A 16,546-nucleotide genomic window follows, 5' to 3' on the forward strand; every position below is an offset into this window, starting at 1 on the left:
TTCGCTGCACATATGACAGCCACGATCAGCCAGGTTACGTTCGAACATGCGGTTACGAGCAGCGGAGGTCGGCTGGCGCTACTGACCGCCCGGCCAGAGATTACCGCCTTCGCGGCTCTCGTAGTCTGGGTTGCTGTTTTCTGGAACGGCCCGCTCATCAACGACGTGGGCTGGCAGCTCTGGATCGGGCGGCAGATCAACAGCGGCTCACGCCTGTATGTCGACATCCTGGAACTGAACCCGCCACTCTGGTTCTGGTTCGGGGCGCTGATCGAGCGGACGACCGATGCGACCGGCGTGACCGGTGCGAGATCGCTGACGGTGGCTCTCGCGCTTCTCGCGGGAGCGGGGGTTCTTCTTTGCCGTCGGTTGTTGCCGGACCGCGCGCAGCGACTTGCATTGTGCGGCGCGCTGGTCCTCACCCTCTTCCTGACCAGCCCATTCGCGCTTGGACAGCGTGAGCAGCTGACCGCCGTCACCATCCTCCCCTACCTCGCCCTTGTCTCCGCGCGTGCGGAGGGTCGACGGATCAAGGCCCCGCCGGCGATCGCGGTGGCGCTGTTCGCGGCCGTCGGGCTAGCGCTGAAGCACTACTTCGCCCTTGCCCCGTTGGCGCTGGAGGTGTGGCTGCTCTGGCGGACAAGGCGGTGGTCGCTTCGGCCGGAATTTGTGACTCTCGTGCTTGCGGGAGTGGGCTACCTTGGGTCGATCGCGCTGTTCACCCCCGCTTACTTGACCACCATGGTCCCACTGCTGCGTACCGCGTACGGGGGTTACAACCAGCCGCTGCCGATCCAGCTGAGGGAGCCCGCGCTGTTCGCCGCACTGTTCACCGCCGGCGTGCTGATCTTGCGGGACCAGAAACGGCCACCGCTAGCCGGTGCAGCAATCGTTGCGACCGCAGCGTTCACGATCGGCTACTTTCTGCAGGCGAAGGCTTTCGCGTATCACGCCGTGCCCCTGCTCGCGACAACCCTGGTTGCCCTTCTCCTCGGCTTGTTCACAGCCGGAAATGCCAAGCAGCCACTCATCGGAAAATTGCTCGGCCTACTAGCCTCCGGATGCGCGCTGGCGGTTCCGTTTGCCGCAGGAGCAGCAAGGTACGACCAGGCAGCGGGACGAGCCACCGCAGCCCTGCCCCATGGTTCCGCGATCACTGCTCTGACCGCAAGCGGCGTCACGGTATGGCCGCTTGTTCAGGAACGCGGCTTTCGCTGGCACTCGCCGCACATGATGCTCTGGATGCTGGCGCCCGCCTGGTCCGAGCGGCAGGACGGCAGGATCGATCCGGCGCTGGAACAGCTGGCCGCGACGACCCGGCGGCAGGCCGCGCTCGAGATCGCCTGCAAACGGCCGGCCATGGTGCTCGTAGACCGCCGCTACGACAGCATTGTCCCGGAGGGCAGTGTGTTTCGCTTCTTCGTGGGGGACCCAGTGTTCCGCACGGCAATCCGCAACTACGAACCCGCACCCGATGCCGACTACTTGCAGGTGTTCCGCCGTCGCGGGGGCGATGGCGCGCCGCCTCAGATGTGCAGCACGCGCTCGTAGGCTGCCAGAACGCTTTCGTGCATCATCTCCGACAGCGTCGGGTGCGGATAAACGGTGTTGATGAAGTCCTCCTCCACCAGCTCCGCCGTCTTGCCGACCGTATAGCCCTGGATCAACTCCGTCACTTCGGCGCCGATCATGTGCGCGCCGAGCAACTCGCCGGTCTTGGCGTCGAACACCGTCTTGATGAAGCCCTCCGTCTCCCCGAGCGCAATCGCCTTGCCGTTGCCAATGAAGGGGAACTTGCCGACCCGGACCTCGTAGCCGGCCTCCTTGGCCTTGGCTTCGCTCAAGCCCACGGATGCGACCTGCGGATGGCAGTAAGTGCAGCCCGGGATGTTGCTCGCATCCATCGTGTGCGGGTGGACGTCGGCGTTGCCGAGCTCCTTGGCGATACTCTCGGCCGCGATGATGCCTTCGTGACTGGCCTTGTGTGCCAGCCACGGCGCGCCTGTAACGTCGCCGATCGCCCACACACCGGGCACATTCGTGCGGCCATAGGGATCGATCGTGATCCGGCCCTTCTCGACCACGACACCGAGCTCCTCGAGCCCGATCCCCTCGATATTGTGGACAATGCCGACCGCAACGATGACGTGGCTGAAGCGCTTGTCCTCGACCGTGCCGTCCTTGGTCTTGATCTTCGCCGCGACGCCGTTCGCGTCGGCGGTGAGGCTCTCCACCCCGGCGGAGGTCAGGATGGTCATTCCCTGCTTGGTCAGAGATTTCTGCAGAAGTGCCGAGACCTCCGCATCCTCTGCGGGTACGATCCGGTCGAGCATCTCGACCACTGTCACCTTAGCGCCGCAGTCGTTGTAGAAGCACGCGAACTCGATCCCGATCGCGCCGGACCCGATGACCAGAAGCTCGGCGGGCATCTCCTCCGGGACCATGGCGTGCCGATAGGTCCAGATGCGCTTGCCGTCTGCCTTGGCGAACGGAAGGTCCCGGGCCCGAGCGCCGGTAGCGACGATGATATGCTTCGCCTGGAGGTCCGCTGTCTTCCCGTCGTTGAGCGCGACGACCATCTTGCCCGTAGCTGTCAGCTTGCCGGTGCCCATGTAAACGGCGATCTTGTTCTTCTTCATCAGGCCGGTGACGCCCTGGTTGAGCTGCTTGGCGACCGCGCGGCTGCGGGCGACGATCTTGGGCAGGTCCGCCTTCACTTCGCCGCTATTCACTAGGCCGTAACTGTCCGCGTGCCTCATGTGGTGCAGCATCTCGCCGGAGCGGAGCAACGCCTTGGTTGGGATGCACCCCCAGTTAAGGCAGATGCCGCCGAGGTTCTCGCGCTCGACAATGGCGGTCTTGAGCCCAAGCTGGGCGCATCGGATTGCCGCCACATAGCCGCCGGGTCCGGAACCGAGCACGATCACATCGAATTGGTCAGCCATTCGTCATTTCTCCTGCCGCAATCGTTCGCGGCCGATCATGATTATCCAAGGCAACAAAGGTGAACTCACCGGAGGCGACGAGCTTCTCCGCCTCTCCGTCCCGCTCCCGCGCAATTGCTTCCGCCCTCAAGCGCAGCGACGTCCTGCCCTGCCGCAGCAGCTCGACATAGACTGACAGCTCATCCCCAACCGCCATTGCGCCGGGAAAGCGCACCTCGTCCGCCGCTACCAGGATCGCCTTGCCCTGCGAGTGCCGCGAGGCGAAGGAGCCGCAGGCGAGGCCCATCTGGCCCATCAGCCACCCGCCGAACACGCCGCCATAGGGGTTGGTGTCGGCCGGCATGGCGGTGGTGCGGATCACCGGGACCCGCTCGGTCGTCATGCTAAGCCACCAGCCCCAGCGGGCTCTCCACCAGTTCCTTGAACGCCTTCATCAGCCGCGCGCCGTCCGCACCGTCGATGGCGCGGTGGTCGAAGCTGCCCGTGGCGCTCATCACGGTGGCCACGGTGAGTTCGTCACCGAGCACATAGGGCCGCTTCTCGCCCGCGCCGATCGCCAGGATCATGGCCTGCGGCGGGTTGATGACGGCATCGAACTGCTTGATCCCGAACATGCCCATGTTGGAGATGCTGGCGGTGCCGCCCTGATATTCGTGCGGCTGGAGCTTGCCCTCCTTCGCACGGGCGGCGAGATCCGCCATTTCCTTGCTGATCGCCGAAATGCTCTTGGCCGAAGCGTCGGCAACGATAGGCGTGATCAGCCCGTTCGGGATCGACACGGCCACCGAAATGTCGGCCCTGCTGTACTTGATCAGCTGATCGCCGGCGAAACTGACGTTGCATTCCGGCACTTCGATCAGCGCCAGCGCGAGTGCCTTGATCAGCATGTCGTTGACGCTCAACTTCACACTGCGGGTCGCCAGGCTGGCGTTGAGCTCGCCGCGCAGCTTCAGCAGCGCATCGAGGCGCACGTCCACCGTCAGGTAGATGTGCGGGATCTGCTGCTTCGACTCGGTCAGACGCCGCGCGATGGTCTTGCGCATGTTGCTGAGCTTGACCGCTTCATGCGGGATCGTGGTCTCGAACGGCTGTGGAGGTGCAGCCGCAGCCGAGACCTGGGCGGCGGGGACCTGGGGCTGCGCGTGCGGTCGAGCCAGGGCTCCGCCAGCCGCCTGGCCGAGATCGGCGCGGACGATGCGCCCGCCCGGCCCGCTACCCCTCAGGGTGGACAAGTCGATCCCTTGCGCCTGCGCAAGACGGCGCGCGAGCGGGGAAGCCTTGATGCGGTCGCCTTCACTTGCAGCCGGAGACGCGGCCTGGGGCGGAGCGGCGGGGGTCTCGACCGGCGCAGCAGCGGTCGGCGCGGGAGCGGTTGCGGGCTTTTCGTCCGCCGCTGGCTGTGGCGCTTCGACAGCCGGAGCCGGGGACGGCGCGCTCGACGCGGCGATGACGTCCTCGCCCTCCCCCGCGATCAAGGCGATCGGCGTTCCGACCTTCACCCCGTCCGTACCCTCGGCGACCAGGATCTTCGCAACCGTGCCCTCGTCGACGGCTTCGAATTCCATCGTGGCCTTGTCGGTCTCGATCTCCGCCAGGATATCGCCGGAGGACACGGTGTCCCCTTCCTTCACCAGCCACTTGGCGAGCGTGCCTTCCTCCATGGTCGGCGAGAGAGCGGGCATCTTGAGTTCGACGGGCATGAGAAACCTTCGCGCGCGGGGGCAAACAGCGCCGTCGCTCAAAGACCATGCGCCGGTGCGGGTCAAGGCGGTGCTGAGCCTCCTTGCGTGTCGAAGCCGCTTCGCGCACGGTGAACCGGTGGACCAGCAGCAGACCCGCACGTACCTCGTCGTGATCGACGACAGCCCGGAAGCACGGGTCGCCTTGCGCTTCGCAGCGAGGCGAGCGGTCAAGACCGGCGGCGCCGTGGAAGTGCTGGCGGTCGTCGAGCCGCAGGACTTCGTGCAGTGGGGCGGGGTTCAGGCCGCGATCGAAGAAGAGCAGCGGCTGCGCATCGAAGCCAGCATCACCGCATCGCTGGGCGAGATCGTGGACGCGGCCGGGATCGAGCCCAATATCATGGTGCGCGAGGGAGAGCCGGTCTCCGTCGTCCGCGCATTCATCGGTACCCGAGACGACATCGCCGCACTGGTGCTCGGCGCCAGTCCGAGCGGCGACCCCGGCCCTCTGGTCAAGGATTTCACGGGGACGGACGCCGGCAAGCTACCCTGCCCCGTGATGATCATTCCAGGCTCGCTCAGCGACGAGCGGCTGGAGCAGCTGAGCTGAGACGGGAACAGTTGCGGCAACTACTCGTGCGCTCACCCTGAGCTTGTCGAAGGGTGACGAAGTACGCTTCGACAGGCTCGGCGTGAGCGCGGCTACAGCACTCGCGCAAGCACTTCACAGAGCGCCACGCACCCGTCCTCGTCCTCTTGCGTGAAGCGCGCGACCCTTGGGCTGTCGAGGTCCAGCACCGCGATCAGTTCCCCATTGCGAGCAATCGGCACCACCAGCTCCGAAGCGCTCGCCGCGTCGCAGGCGATGTGACCCGGAAAGGCGTGAACGTCGTCCACCCGCTGCACCTGGAGAGTCTCGGCCGCGGCGCCGCACACGCCCTTGCCGAACGGGATGCGGATGCAGGCGGCACGCCCCTGGAACGGCCCCAAGACCAGCTCGCCTCCAACATTGCGGTAGAAGCCAGCCCAGTTGAGGTCGGGAAGCGACTCCATGATCAGTGCGGAGGCATTCGCCATGTTGGCGGTCGGATCGGGCTCGCCAGTCACGAGGCTCTCGAGCGCCGCGACGAGGTCGCGATACAGCTCGGCCTTGCTGTCGGCCTGAATGCGGAGGTCGTACATCAGTCGAGTTTCACCTTTGCTCGGGCAGCCTTGATCGCCCCGCGCCCCTTCTTGGCATCCACGCGCTTGGCCTTGGCAGCACGCGATGGCTTCGTGGGGCGGCGCTTCGCCTGCCTCACATGGGCAGCCGCGATCAGTTCCGCCAGCCGCTTTCGCGCGTCCTCGCGATTGGCTTCCTGCGTCCGGTAATTGCGCGCCGTGATGACCAGCTCTCCGCCCGTCGTCATCCGGCTGCCCGCCAAACTCTTGAGCTTGTCGTAGGCGTGCGGCGGAAGACCCAGCCGGAAGACGTCCACCCGCAGCTGGCAGGCAGTCGCGACCTTGTTGACGTTCTGCCCGCCCGGACCAGTCGCGGCCAGGAACTTCTCGGTCAGCGCGTCCTCCGGGATGACGATGTCCTCAGGGCTCACTTCGCCATTCCTCCGGCCATTGGTCCGGCAGGGGTGCAGTGACGTCGATGGTCGTCTTGCCCTCCCGCGGCACCACGAGACGTGAGGCATGGAGGAGCATTGCACCGCCCGGGATCCCGTAGATCCGGTCTCCGACGATCCCACCGCCGAACGCCTCGCGCGCGTGGACGCGAATCTGGTGCGTGCGGCCGGTCACCGGGCGGAACTCGACCAGTGTTCGACCGTCGCGAACGGCGATGCGCCGCCAATGGGTGACCGCTTCTTGTCCCTTCGGATCCGACACCATCCGCCATCCCGCCTCCGCACTGGAGCGCTTGGTAAGAGGCAGGCTGATCGTGCCGCTCTCCTCTCCCACCTCCGTGCCGATCAGCGCCAGGTAAGCCTTTTCGACGCGTCGTGCCTCGAACGCCTGCTGCAGTTGCGCGCGAGCCCGCCGATTGCGCGCGAACAGCAGGCACCCAGACGTATCCTGGTCCAGCCGGTGCATCGCGGTGGGCGGCCGCTTGAACCCCGCCTTGAGCTCATCCAACCGCCGCTCCACGCTGTCGCCCCCGTGACGCGGGGTATCGACCGGCAGTCCGGGCGGCTTATCGAGCACCAGCGCGTCGGCGTCGATGAAGAGGATGCGATCGGAAAGCATGAGGCGGGCGGGTGGCACCTTCTCCCTCCCCTTTCAAGGGAGGAGGTTCGGCAGCGACTGATGCACCCAAGCAACGATTCCGCCGGATTCCAGTCTTTTAGATCATATTAACCTTTTCCGGCGACACCCCGAATGGTTAATGCACGCTTCAAGGCCGTTAAGCTCGCGTAATACTCTATAGTGAGCCCAAAGCCGTTGAACGGGGGAAATCGAAATGCGGGTGCTGCTGATCGAGGACGAGCCGACGACTGCGAAGAGCATCGAATTGATGCTCGGGACGGAAGGCTTCAACGTCTATACGACCGATCTCGGGGAAGAGGGCCTCGATCTCGGCAAGCTATATGACTACGACATCATCCTCCTCGATCTGAACCTGCCGGACATGCACGGCTATGACGTGCTGAAGAAGCTGCGCACGGCCAAGGTGGGGACGCCCGTCCTGATCCTGTCCGGCATCGGCGAGATGGACAGCAAGGTCCGGGCGCTCGGCTTCGGTGCCGACGACTATGTGACCAAGCCCTTCCACCGCGACGAGCTGGTTGCCCGCATCCACGCCATCGTCCGCCGCTCCAAGGGCCACAGCCAGTCAGTCATCCGCACCGGCAAGCTGGCGGTGAACCTGGACGCCAAGACGGTTGAGGTCGACGGCAGCCGCGTGCACCTGACCGGCAAGGAATATGCGATGCTGGAGCTACTTTCGCTCCGCAAGGGCACCACGCTGACAAAGGAAATGTTCCTCAACCACCTCTATGGCGGGATGGACGAGCCGGAACTGAAGATCATCGACGTCTTCATCTGCAAGCTGCGCAAGAAGCTGAGCCTTGCATGCGGCGGCGACAATTACATCGAGACGGTTTGGGGCCGCGGCTACGTGCTGCGCGATTCCAACGAGAGCGAACTGCCGGAAGCGGCGGTCGCCTGACACTCACCTGCTGGCGGGAGCGGACGGCGGGGCGGCAACGCTCCGCCGTTTTTCGTTATCGGGCGAATGTCCGCTATGGCTGGAGAGCTACCATTCCTAGCGGTCGGTAGCCGCGTACAGCCAAGCCCAGCCTAGCGCCTCGCATACGAAGATGATGGGCCAGACCACTTGCGGCGGCCCCAAGCACTTTCATTCCACGTCATGGCCATAGTTCACCAGTGTCCGCAATGGGTCGGACGCGGACACCGCGCCTGCTCTACAAGGTGAGCCGCTCGCGGAAACCGGCTGGAGCGCATGAACGCCCCATTGACGGGTAGGAAAGCCCAACCCATATGCGCCCCGTCGCTGGCACTCCTGCCTGAGGAGTGCCAGCGGAACCGTTCAACACTAGAGCAAAGAGGGGCTAGGCATATGGCTTTCAGGCCGCTTCATGACCGAGTTCTCGTCCGTCGGGTCGAGGCTGAAGAAAAGACCGCGGGCGGGATCATCATTCCCGACACCGCCAAGGAAAAGCCGCAGGAAGGCGAAGTGATCGCCGTCGGCACCGGCGCCCGTTCCGAAAACGGCACCGTGACCCCGCTCGAGGTCAAGGCCGGCGATCGCATCCTGTTCGGCAAGTGGTCCGGCACCGAGGTCAAGGTCGACGGTGAAGATCTCCTGATCATGAAGGAGAGCGACATTCTCGGCATTCTCGAGGGCGCCGCCGCCGTTCGCGAGGCCGCGTAAGCGACGCCGCAACCGCGAACTTTCGGAACATTCGAGATCAAGGAAAGGGTTAGCCAATGGCAGCCAAGGACGTAAAATTCAGCCGTGACGCGCGCGAGCGCATCCTTCGTGGCGTCGACATCCTCGCCGACGCGGTCAAGGTGACACTGGGCCCCAAGGGCCGCAACGTCGTCATCGACAAGAGCTTCGGCGCTCCGCGCATCACCAAGGACGGCGTCACCGTTGCCAAGGAGATCGAGCTCAAGGACAAGTTCGAGAACATGGGCGCGCAGATGCTGCGCGAAGTGGCCTCGAAGACCAACGACATTGCCGGCGACGGCACCACCACCGCGACCGTTCTCGCCCAGGCGATCGTTCGCGAGGGCATGAAGTCGGTTGCGGCCGGCATGAACCCGATGGACCTGAAGCGTGGCATTGATCTGGCCGTCGGCAAGGTTGTCGAGGACCTCAAGAGCCGCTCCAAGCCGGTTGCGGGCTCCAACGAGATCGCCCAGGTCGGCATCATCTCGGCCAACGGCGACCGTGAAGTCGGCGAGAAGATCGCCGAAGCCATGGAAAAGGTCGGCAAGGAAGGCGTCATCACCGTCGAGGAGGCCAAGGGCCTCGAGTTCGAGCTGGACGTCGTCGAAGGCATGCAGTTCGACCGCGGCTACCTGTCGCCCTACTTCATCACCAACCCGGAGAAGATGCAGGTCGAACTCAACGACCCTTACATCCTCATTCACGAGAAGAAGCTCAGCAACCTGCAGGCCATGCTGCCGATCCTCGAAGCGGTCGTGCAGTCGGGTCGTCCGCTGCTGATCATCGCCGAGGACATCGAGGGCGAGGCTCTGGCCACGCTCGTGGTGAACAAGCTGCGCGGCGGCCTCAAGGTCGCGGCGGTCAAGGCCCCGGGCTTCGGCGATCGTCGCAAGGCGATGCTCGAGGACATCGCCATCCTGACCGGCGGCGAGATGATCTCCGAGGATCTCGGCATCAAGCTCGAGAACGTTACTCCCGCGATGCTCGGCACCGCCAAGCGCGTCACCATCGACAAGGACAACACCACCATCGTCGACGGTGCGGGTGAGAAGTCCGGCATCGAGGGCCGCGTCGCAGCGATCCGCCAGCAGATCGAAGTCACGACCAGCGACTACGACCGCGAGAAGCTCCAGGAGCGTCTTGCCAAGCTCGCCGGCGGTGTTGCGGTGATCAAGGTCGGCGGTTCGACCGAGGTCGAGGTGAAGGAGCGCAAGGATCGCGTCGACGACGCTCTCCATGCGACCCGCGCCGCGGTCGAGGAAGGCATCGTTCCGGGCGGTGGTACTGCCCTGCTCTATGCGACCCGTGCGATCGAGGGCCTCAAGGGTCAGAACGACGACCAGACCCGCGGCGTCGACATCATCCGCAAGGCGCTTTACGCGCCGGTCCGTCAGATTGCGGCGAACGCCGGCCATGACGGTGCGGTGATCTCGGGCAAGCTGCTGGACGGCAACGACACGTCGCTCGGCTTCAACGCCCAGACCGACACCTACGAGAACCTGGTCCAGGCCGGCGTGATCGACCCGACCAAGGTCGTTCGTACTGCCCTCCAGGACGCGGCTTCGGTCGCCGGCCTGCTCATCACCACCGAAGCGGCGGTGAGCGAGCTGCCGGAAGACAAGCCGGCGGCCCCGATGGGCGGCGGCATGGGCGGCATGGGCGGGATGGACTTCTAAGTCTGCTCCGCCGGACTGCTCAGTCCGACGAATTGGAAGGGCCGGTGCCTTCGGGTGCCGGCCCTTCTTCGTTGAGGCCGTTCAACATCGCCTCGGCCTCGTCCAGGCGACGGTTTTCTTCCGCGGTGGGAGCTGGCGGTCGGTCATCGCTGCAGCCGGTGAGCAGGAGGAACAGGGGGAGAAGCGCCTTCATCCGATCAGCTTAGCAATTCGGCAGGCAAGCAAAAGGGCCGCCCGGTTGCCCGAGCGGCCCTTCCGTTTTCGTCAGTGACGAACGTGGGGCTTACTGGCCCGCGACGTTGTCCTGGCCGTTGGCGACGTCCTCAGCCGCGTTCTCGACGGCAGCGCCGGCGTTCTCGAGCGAGTTGCCAGCAGCGTCCAGAGCGTTGTCAGCCGACGCGCCGAGGTTCTCGGTGCCAGCTTCCGCAGCGTTCAGGTCGGTAGCAGCCTCGGTCTCGATGGTGTTCTCGGTCGAGGTGGCGTTGTCGGCGGCGTTGTCCTGGCAAGCAGCCAGGCTGAGGCCGAGAACCGCAACAGCGGCAAGAGCAATCTTCTTCATGATCGTTCCATCCCTATCAATCATGTGCCGGATTCTTTGCCCGGCACGGGGCTCGGCCCGCCGCATATTTGTGGTCAGGCCAGCGCGCGGATTTAGGCAAGCGAGCGGCGTCACGCAATCGTCATTTGCGATGAATCGAGTTGCGCCCATGAAACGCACTCGAGAACGTTGACGATATAAAGATATCTTTATATCGTTATCTCGTGAGCCAGCCGCTTCCTCTCGCCGATCTGTTTCAGGCTCTCGCCGATCCTACGCGGCTGAGAATCCTCGCTCTTTTGAGAACGATGGAACTGTCGGTCGGGGAATTGGCGCAAGTTCTCGCGCAGAGCCAGCCGCGGGTTTCGAGACACATCAAGATTCTTACGGACGCAGGCCTGGTGGAGCGCCGCAAGGAGGGAAGCTGGGTGTTTCTCACCCTTGGACGGGCAGAGCTTGCAACCGCGCTGTTCGCGCTCACCGACGTCGCCGAGGAGGACAGTTCCAAGCGAGTCTTCGCGGCCGATTCGGCAAGGCTCTCGGCCGTGCGCCAGGACCGGACCGAGGCTGCTGCTCGCTACTTCGCCGCGCATGCGGGCGTGTGGGACGAAATCCGGTCGCTTCAGGTCGCAGAGAGCGAGGTCGAGGCAGCGATCAGCCGTGCACTAGGCGGAGACCCGCTTGGCCGGCTCGTCGACATCGGGACCGGGACCGGACGGATGATCGAGTTGTTCGGTCGTCGTTCGACGGACGCCGTGGGCATCGACAAGAGTTCCGAGATGCTGCGGGTGGCTCGGGTGAAGCTTGAAGCCGCCGACGTTCGGGCAAGCTTGCGGCAAGGCGACATGTACGCCCTCCCGCTCGAGGATGGCAGCGCCGACGTCGTTCTGCTGCACCAGGTCCTGCACTACGCCCACAACCCGGCTGCGGCGATTACGGAGGCTGCGCGGCTGCTGGTACCGGGCGGACGTCTGCTGATCGTGGACTTCGCGCTGCACGAGCGGGAGGAGCTCCGGCTGCGCGACGCCCATGCCCGCCTTGGCTTTGCGGACGAAGCCGTGGTGGGCTGGCTGGAGGCTGCTGGTCTCAGCGGCAGCGTCGTCGAACATCTGGTAGGCGGAGAGCTGACGGTCACGCTGTGGGCGGGCGACAAGCAGGCGCTGCGCGCGCGGAGGGCCGCATGAGCCCCGCGGCACTGGCACCTGTCCCACCGCCGGAACCGGCTCCCTTGTTCGCCCACACCTGCGGCGACATCGGTGTCAGCTTCGAGTTTTTCCCGCCGAAGACCGACGCCATGGCCGACACGCTGTGGCGCTCAATCGAGATGCTTGCGCCGCTGCATCCCCGCTTCGTGTCGGTAACTTATGGCGCAGGCGGCTCAACCCGCGAGCGCACCCACGCAACCGTGGAGCGGATCGTCCGTGAAACGCATCTTCCTGCCGCCGCGCACCTCACCTGCGTGGACGCAACCCGGGGCGAGATCGACGAGATCGCTCGGGAATATTGGGACATTGGCGTCCGTCATATCGTGGCGCTGCGGGGCGACCCGCCGGAGCCTGGCCGTCCCTACGAGGCCCATCCAGATGGGTATGCCGATGCCGCCGCACTGGTGGAGGGGCTGAAGAAAGTTGCTCCGTTCGAGATCAGCGTTGCCTGCTACCCCGAGACCCACCCGCAGGCGAGCTGCCCAGACGCGGACCTCGACAACCTGAAGCGCAAGGTCGACGCCGGGGCCGACCGGGCGATCAGTCAGTTCTTCTTCTCGGCGGACAGCTTCTTCCGCTTCCGCGATCGTGCCGCCGCCGCAGGCATCCGGGCGGAGATCGTCCCCGGCATTTTGCCCGTGAGCAACGTTTCACAAACCCGAAAGTTTGCCGGGCTTTGCGGAGCCGCCATTCCGGCGTGGCTGGAGGATAAGTTCGAGGGTCTGGACGAGCTCCCGGCGGCGCGCCAGCTCGTTGCGGCCACCATCGCTTCGGAGCTCTGCGGCCAGCTTTATGCCGGTGGGGTCCGCCACTTCCATTTCTATACGCTCAACCGGGCGGAGCTGGCCTATGCCATCTGCCACCTGCTGGGCGTCCGAGCGAAAGCCGTGACCGCGTGAGCCCTGCCCAAGCCTTCCGATCCGCTGCAGCGAAACGTATCCTCGTCAAGGATGGCGCCTTCGGAACCGCGATCCAGCGCGCGGGGCTGAAGGAGGCGTGCTATCGTGGCGACCTGGCGCTGAACAAGGATCAGAAGGGCAATAACGACCTGCTCTGCCTGACGCGCCCGGAGCTGATCGCGGAAATCTGCGAAGGCTATGCGGCGGCGGGCGCGGACGTGCTGGGTACGAACAGCTTCAATGCGAACCGGATCAGCCAGGCCGATTATGGCGCGGAGCATCTGGTCACGGAGATGAACATCGCCTCGGCCAGGATCGTGCGGGAGGTTGCCGAGCGGCAGGCGCAGAAGGATGGCCGCCGTCGCTTCGTTGCCGGAGCGCTGGGGCCGACCAACAAAACGCTGTCGCTGTCCCCTGACGTGAACGATCCCGCCTACCGCGAGGTGGATTTCGACACGTTGAAGCAAGTGTACCGCGAACAGGTTGATGCGCTGGTCGAGGGCGGGGCCGATTTCATCCTGATCGAGACCATTTTTGACACGTTAAATGCCAAAGCGGCCATCATGGCGACCCTGGAATCGCAGCAAAATGTCGGCCGCGAGCTGCCAATCATGATTTCCATGACGCTAACCGACCTTTCCGGACGCAATCTGTCGGGACACACGGTGGAAGCCTTCTGGGCGAGCGTCCGGCACGCGCGACCGCTGACCATCGGGCTCAACTGTTCGTTCGGAGCGGCCCAGTTGAGGCCGCACCTGGCCGCGTTGTCGCGGCAGGCGGATGCGCTGGTCATGGCCTACCCCAATGCCGGTCTGCCCAACGAACTGGGGGAGTATGACGAGGCTGCCGAGGAGACGGCGGCGCAGGTGCGCGAGTGGGCCGAGGAGGGCCTCATCAACATCGTGGGCGGTTGCTGCGGGACGACCCCGCAGCACATCGCGGCGATCGCGGAAGCGGTGAAGGACTTCCCCCCGCGGACCCTGCCGACGGCGCCGCGGACGACCCTGCTCGCGGGGCTCGAACCAATGGTTCTCGCCGCCTGACATGACTGCTCAGTCCGACATCAGCGCCGCCGCCGCGGCCACCCGCTTCGTCAACATCGGCGAGCGCACCAATGTCACCGGGTCCGCGCGGTTCAAGAAACTCGTGCTAGCGGGCGATTATGACGCGGCGGTCGAGGTGGCGCGCCAGCAGGTCGAGAACGGCGCGCAGATTATCGACGTCAACATGGACGAGGCGCTGCTCGATAGCGAAGCAGCGATGACGACCTTCCTGAAGCGGATCGCCGCCGAGCCGGACATCGCGCGGGTGCCGGTGATGATCGACAGTTCCAAGTGGAGCGTGATCGAGGCCGGCCTCAAGTGCGTGTCGGGCAAGCCGATCGTCAACTCGATCAGCCTGAAAGAAGGCGAAGAGCCGTTCCTGGATCAGGCCCGGACGCTGCGCGCCTACGGCGCCGCGGTCGTGGTCATGGCCTTCGACGAGACCGGCCAGGCCGACACGGCGCAGCGCAAGATCGAGATCTGCGAGCGGGCCTACCGGTTGCTGGTGGAGAACGGCTTTCCGGCCGAGGACATCATCTTCGACCCGAACATCTTCGCCATTGCGACCGGCATCGACGAGCATCGCCGCTACGCGCTGGATTTCATCGAAGCCGCGCGGGAAATCCGCGCCCGCTGCCCCGGCGCGCATATCTCCGGCGGCCTCAGCAACCTCAGCTTTTCGTTCCGCGGCAACGAGCCGGTTCGCCGAGCGATGCACAGCGTGTTCCTCTACCATGCCATCCCGGCGGGGCTGGACATGGCCATCGTCAATGCGGGCCAGCTGGACGTCTATGACGCGATCGACCCCGAACTGCGCGAGGCGTGCGAGGACGTCATCCTCGACCGGCGGGACGATGCGACGGAGCGGCTGATCACGCTGGCCGAACGGTTCCGCGGCACGGACGCAGTGGCCGAGAAGGAAGCGGAGGCCTGGCGCAGCTGGCCGGTGCACGATCGCCTGGCGCATGCGCTGGTGAAGGGCATCGACGCCTTCATCGTCGAGGATACGGAAGAAGCCCGCCAATTGGCCAAGCGCCCGATCGAGGTCATCGAAGGGCCGCTGATGGACGGCATGAACATCGTCGGCGACCTGTTCGGTTCCGGCAAGATGTTCCTGCCGCAGGTGGTGAAGTCCGCCCGCGTGATGAAGAAGGCGGTGGCGCACCTCCTGCCCTACATCGAGCTGGAGAAGGACGAGAGCGCGAAGGGCAAGGGTCGGATCGTCATGGCGACCGTCAAGGGCGACGTGCACGATATCGGCAAGAACATCGTCGGCGTCGTGCTCCAGTGCAACGGCTATGAGGTGATCGATCTGGGCGTGATGACACCCTGGACGACGATCCTCGACACGGCGCGGGAGCAGGACGCGGACATGATCGGCCTGTCCGGGCTCATCACGCCCAGCCTGGACGAAATGGTGACCGTCGCTTCCGAAATGCAGCGAGCCGGCCTCAGCATGCCGCTGCTGATCGGCGGAGCGACGACCAGCCGGGCGCATACTGCGCTGCGGATTGCACCGGCCTACACCGGGCCCGTGATCCACGTGCTGGATGCGAGCCGCGCGGTCGGTGTCGCGTCGGCCTTGGTCAGTGACGGCGAGCAGCGGCAGGAACTGATCGACCGCACCGCCAACGACTACCGGTCACTGCGGGAAAGTCGCGAAGGCCGCGGCGCCAGCGATCTCGCCACGCTTGAGGAAGCTCGCGCCAACCGCTTCGACGGAGACGCGGCCAGGCCCGCGCCGACGCCCCTCCAGCCGGGCGTGCATTGCTTCGAGAGCTGGAGCCTGGAAGACCTTCGACGCTGCATCGACTGGACCCCCTTCTTCCGCGCCTGGGAGCTTGCCGGCACCTTCCCTGCCATCCTCGACGATCCCGTGGTCGGCAAGGAAGCGCGCACCTTGTTCATCGATGCCGAGCAGATGCTTGATCGGATCATCGGCGAAGGCTGGCTCCAGGCGCGCGCCGTCGTCGGCCTGTGGCGGGCGCGCCGGGAGGGCGACGATGTGCTGGTGATCGGCGGGAACGAGGAGGTGCGCCTGCCCTTCCTGCGCCAGCAGATGAAGAAGCGGCAGGGTCGGCCCAACATGTGCCTGGCAGACTTCGTCGCGCCCGCGGACGACTGGATCGGCGGCTTCGCGGTCGCGATCCACGGCATCGAGCCGCACCTTGAGCGGTTCAAGGCGGACAACGACGATTACAGCGACATCCTGCTGAAGGCGCTGGCGGATCGACTCGCCGAGGCGTTCGCGGAGCGGCTTCATAGCCACGTCCGGACCGTCCTGTGGGGCTATGCGCCGGACGAGCACCTGTCGAACGAGGACCTGATCAAGGAGCGTTACCGCGGCATCCGCCCGGCGCCGGGCTATCCCGCCTGCCCGGACCACAGCTTGAAGCCCCTGCTGCTGGAACTGCTGGGCGAAGGCGCGGGCGTACGCCTGACGGAGAGCTTCGCGATGATGCCGGCGTCGGCCGTGTCGGGCTTCTACTTCGCCCATCCGGAGAGTGCCTACTTCGGCGTGGCCCGGATCGGACCCGACCAGCTGGAGGACTATGCCGAGCGGCGCGGCGTGGACGTGGAGACCGCGACGCGCTGGCTCCGGCCAAACCTGGACTGAACTTGCCGTCGCGAGCGGGATGATGAGTCCATTCCTCTAGACT

17 protein-coding genes are annotated in these 16,546 nt (G+C 65.3%); 9 read left to right on the plus strand and 8 right to left on the minus strand.

Translation table 11 applies throughout. The features are described 5' to 3' along the window. The first annotated feature begins 12 nt into the window (after window positions 1-12). The gene (locus tag JT720_RS01980) at window positions 13-1,551 is read left to right on the plus strand and encodes a hypothetical protein (RefSeq protein ID WP_205478995.1); all 1,539 of its coding nucleotides are present in this window, start codon (window positions 13-15) and stop codon (window positions 1,549-1,551) included. On the opposite strand, the gene lpdA is transcribed toward JT720_RS01980, so the two are convergent. Genes lpdA through JT720_RS01995 form a run of 3 tightly spaced genes read right to left on the minus strand, consistent with a single transcriptional unit; the run spans window position 1,527 to window position 4,645 of the window. Continuing rightward, the gene (lpdA, locus tag JT720_RS01985; protein WP_205478997.1) at window positions 1,527-2,945 is read right to left on the minus strand and encodes a dihydrolipoyl dehydrogenase; all 1,419 of its coding nucleotides are present in this window, start codon (window positions 2,943-2,945) and stop codon (window positions 1,527-1,529) included. The genes JT720_RS01980 and lpdA overlap by 25 nt on opposite strands. Further along, window positions 2,938-3,327, minus strand: a complete 390-nt coding sequence (locus tag JT720_RS01990; RefSeq protein ID WP_237219617.1) for an acyl-CoA thioesterase — start codon at window positions 3,325-3,327, stop codon at window positions 2,938-2,940. The genes lpdA and JT720_RS01990 overlap by 8 nt, the downstream gene beginning before the upstream one ends. A gap of 1 nt (window position 3,328) precedes the next feature. Further along, a complete protein-coding gene (locus tag JT720_RS01995) occupies window positions 3,329-4,645 on the minus strand; it encodes a pyruvate dehydrogenase complex dihydrolipoamide acetyltransferase (RefSeq protein WP_205478999.1) in 1,317 nt (438 codons plus the stop codon). A 118-nt stretch (window positions 4,646-4,763) separates the two neighbouring features. Here JT720_RS01995 and JT720_RS02000 point away from each other — a divergent pair, with 118 nt between their 5' ends. Next, on the plus strand, window positions 4,764-5,234 hold the full coding sequence (locus JT720_RS02000; protein ID WP_336511953.1) for a universal stress protein: 471 nt from the start codon (window positions 4,764-4,766) through the stop codon (window positions 5,232-5,234). Between the two features lie 92 nt (window positions 5,235-5,326). Here JT720_RS02000 and JT720_RS02005 read toward each other — a convergent pair whose 3' ends face one another. Genes JT720_RS02005 through JT720_RS02015 form a run of 3 tightly spaced genes read right to left on the minus strand, consistent with a single transcriptional unit; the run spans window position 5,327 to window position 6,856 of the window. Continuing rightward, the gene (locus tag JT720_RS02005; RefSeq protein ID WP_205479003.1) at window positions 5,327-5,806 is read right to left on the minus strand and encodes a GAF domain-containing protein; all 480 of its coding nucleotides are present in this window, start codon (window positions 5,804-5,806) and stop codon (window positions 5,327-5,329) included. Then, window positions 5,806-6,216, minus strand: a complete 411-nt coding sequence (gene arfB, locus JT720_RS02010) for an alternative ribosome rescue aminoacyl-tRNA hydrolase ArfB (RefSeq protein ID WP_336511924.1) — start codon at window positions 6,214-6,216, stop codon at window positions 5,806-5,808. The genes JT720_RS02005 and arfB overlap by 1 nt, the downstream gene beginning before the upstream one ends. Next, on the minus strand, window positions 6,206-6,856 hold the full coding sequence (locus JT720_RS02015; protein WP_205479007.1) for an RluA family pseudouridine synthase: 651 nt from the start codon (window positions 6,854-6,856) through the stop codon (window positions 6,206-6,208). Before JT720_RS02015 ends, arfB begins: the two co-directional genes overlap by 11 nt. Window positions 6,857-7,070: 214 nt before the next feature. On the opposite strand from JT720_RS02015, the gene ctrA reads away from it, so the two are divergent. The 3 genes from ctrA to groL all read left to right on the plus strand — a co-directional run bounded on the left by ctrA (window position 7,071) and on the right by groL (window position 10,201). Continuing rightward, window positions 7,071-7,778 carry a response regulator transcription factor CtrA gene (gene ctrA / locus JT720_RS02020; protein WP_205479009.1) on the plus strand — a complete coding sequence of 236 codons (708 nt, stop codon included), beginning with the start codon at window positions 7,071-7,073 and terminating at the stop codon, window positions 7,776-7,778. Between the two features lie 411 nt (window positions 7,779-8,189). Continuing rightward, complete coding sequence (gene groES / locus JT720_RS02025) at window positions 8,190-8,504, plus strand: co-chaperone GroES (protein WP_205479011.1); 315 nt, start codon at window positions 8,190-8,192, stop codon at window positions 8,502-8,504. A 56-nt stretch (window positions 8,505-8,560) separates the two neighbouring features. Beyond that, entirely contained in the window at window positions 8,561-10,201 is a 1,641-nt protein-coding gene (gene groL / locus JT720_RS02030) for a chaperonin GroEL (protein ID WP_205479013.1), read from the plus strand. 19 nt (window positions 10,202-10,220) lie between these two features. Here groL and JT720_RS02035 read toward each other — a convergent pair whose 3' ends face one another. Beyond that, the gene (locus JT720_RS02035; protein ID WP_205479014.1) at window positions 10,221-10,394 is read right to left on the minus strand and encodes a hypothetical protein; all 174 of its coding nucleotides are present in this window, start codon (window positions 10,392-10,394) and stop codon (window positions 10,221-10,223) included. A gap of 90 nt (window positions 10,395-10,484) precedes the next feature. Next, window positions 10,485-10,760 carry a hypothetical protein gene (locus JT720_RS02040; protein WP_192585694.1) on the minus strand — a complete coding sequence of 92 codons (276 nt, stop codon included), beginning with the start codon at window positions 10,758-10,760 and terminating at the stop codon, window positions 10,485-10,487. A gap of 203 nt (window positions 10,761-10,963) precedes the next feature. Between JT720_RS02040 and JT720_RS02045 the strand changes: the two genes are divergently transcribed. Genes JT720_RS02045 through metH form a run of 4 tightly spaced genes read left to right on the plus strand, consistent with a single transcriptional unit; the run spans window position 10,964 to window position 16,503 of the window. Continuing rightward, window positions 10,964-11,923: a metalloregulator ArsR/SmtB family transcription factor gene (locus JT720_RS02045; RefSeq protein WP_205479015.1), complete on the plus strand. Its 960-nt coding sequence runs from the start codon at window positions 10,964-10,966 to the stop codon at window positions 11,921-11,923. Continuing rightward, a complete protein-coding gene (metF, locus tag JT720_RS02050; RefSeq protein WP_205479016.1) occupies window positions 11,920-12,843 on the plus strand; it encodes a methylenetetrahydrofolate reductase [NAD(P)H] in 924 nt (307 codons plus the stop codon). Before JT720_RS02045 ends, metF begins: the two co-directional genes overlap by 4 nt. After that, a complete protein-coding gene (locus JT720_RS02055) occupies window positions 12,840-13,886 on the plus strand; it encodes a homocysteine S-methyltransferase family protein (RefSeq protein WP_205479017.1) in 1,047 nt (348 codons plus the stop codon). Before metF ends, JT720_RS02055 begins: the two co-directional genes overlap by 4 nt. Before the next feature lies 1 nt (window position 13,887). Then, window positions 13,888-16,503, plus strand: a complete 2,616-nt coding sequence (gene metH, locus JT720_RS02060; protein ID WP_205479018.1) for a methionine synthase — start codon at window positions 13,888-13,890, stop codon at window positions 16,501-16,503. Window positions 16,504-16,546 lie beyond the last annotated feature (43 nt).

This window comes from Sphingomonas arenae (genome assembly GCF_016924655.1).
GTDB lineage: Bacteria > Pseudomonadota > Alphaproteobacteria > Sphingomonadales > Sphingomonadaceae > Sphingomicrobium > Sphingomicrobium arenae.

Bases quoted from the DNA above. Each gene is read 5' to 3' on its own strand.
- JT720_RS01980 (WP_205478995.1), top strand. From the start codon at position 13: ATGACAGCCACGATCAGCCAGGTTACGTTCGAACATGCGGTTACGAGC.
- metH (WP_205479018.1), top strand. From the start codon at position 13,888: ATGACTGCTCAGTCCGACATCAGCGCCGCCGCCGCGGCCACCCGCTTC.
- lpdA (WP_205478997.1), bottom strand. From the start codon at position 2,945: ATGGCTGACCAATTCGATGTGATCGTGCTCGGTTCCGGACCCGGCGGC.
- JT720_RS02040 (WP_192585694.1), bottom strand. From the start codon at position 10,760: ATGAAGAAGATTGCTCTTGCCGCTGTTGCGGTTCTCGGCCTCAGCCTG.
- JT720_RS01995 (WP_205478999.1), bottom strand. From the start codon at position 4,645: ATGCCCGTCGAACTCAAGATGCCCGCTCTCTCGCCGACCATGGAGGAA.
- groES (WP_205479011.1), top strand. From the start codon at position 8,190: ATGGCTTTCAGGCCGCTTCATGACCGAGTTCTCGTCCGTCGGGTCGAG.
- JT720_RS02005 (WP_205479003.1), bottom strand. From the start codon at position 5,806: ATGTACGACCTCCGCATTCAGGCCGACAGCAAGGCCGAGCTGTATCGC.
- metF (WP_205479016.1), top strand. From the start codon at position 11,920: ATGAGCCCCGCGGCACTGGCACCTGTCCCACCGCCGGAACCGGCTCCC.
- JT720_RS02015 (WP_205479007.1), bottom strand. From the start codon at position 6,856: ATGCTTTCCGATCGCATCCTCTTCATCGACGCCGACGCGCTGGTGCTC.
- JT720_RS02035 (WP_205479014.1), bottom strand. From the start codon at position 10,394: ATGAAGGCGCTTCTCCCCCTGTTCCTCCTGCTCACCGGCTGCAGCGAT.
- groL (WP_205479013.1), top strand. From the start codon at position 8,561: ATGGCAGCCAAGGACGTAAAATTCAGCCGTGACGCGCGCGAGCGCATC.
- ctrA (WP_205479009.1), top strand. From the start codon at position 7,071: ATGCGGGTGCTGCTGATCGAGGACGAGCCGACGACTGCGAAGAGCATC.
- JT720_RS01990 (WP_237219617.1), bottom strand. From the start codon at position 3,327: ATGACGACCGAGCGGGTCCCGGTGATCCGCACCACCGCCATGCCGGCC.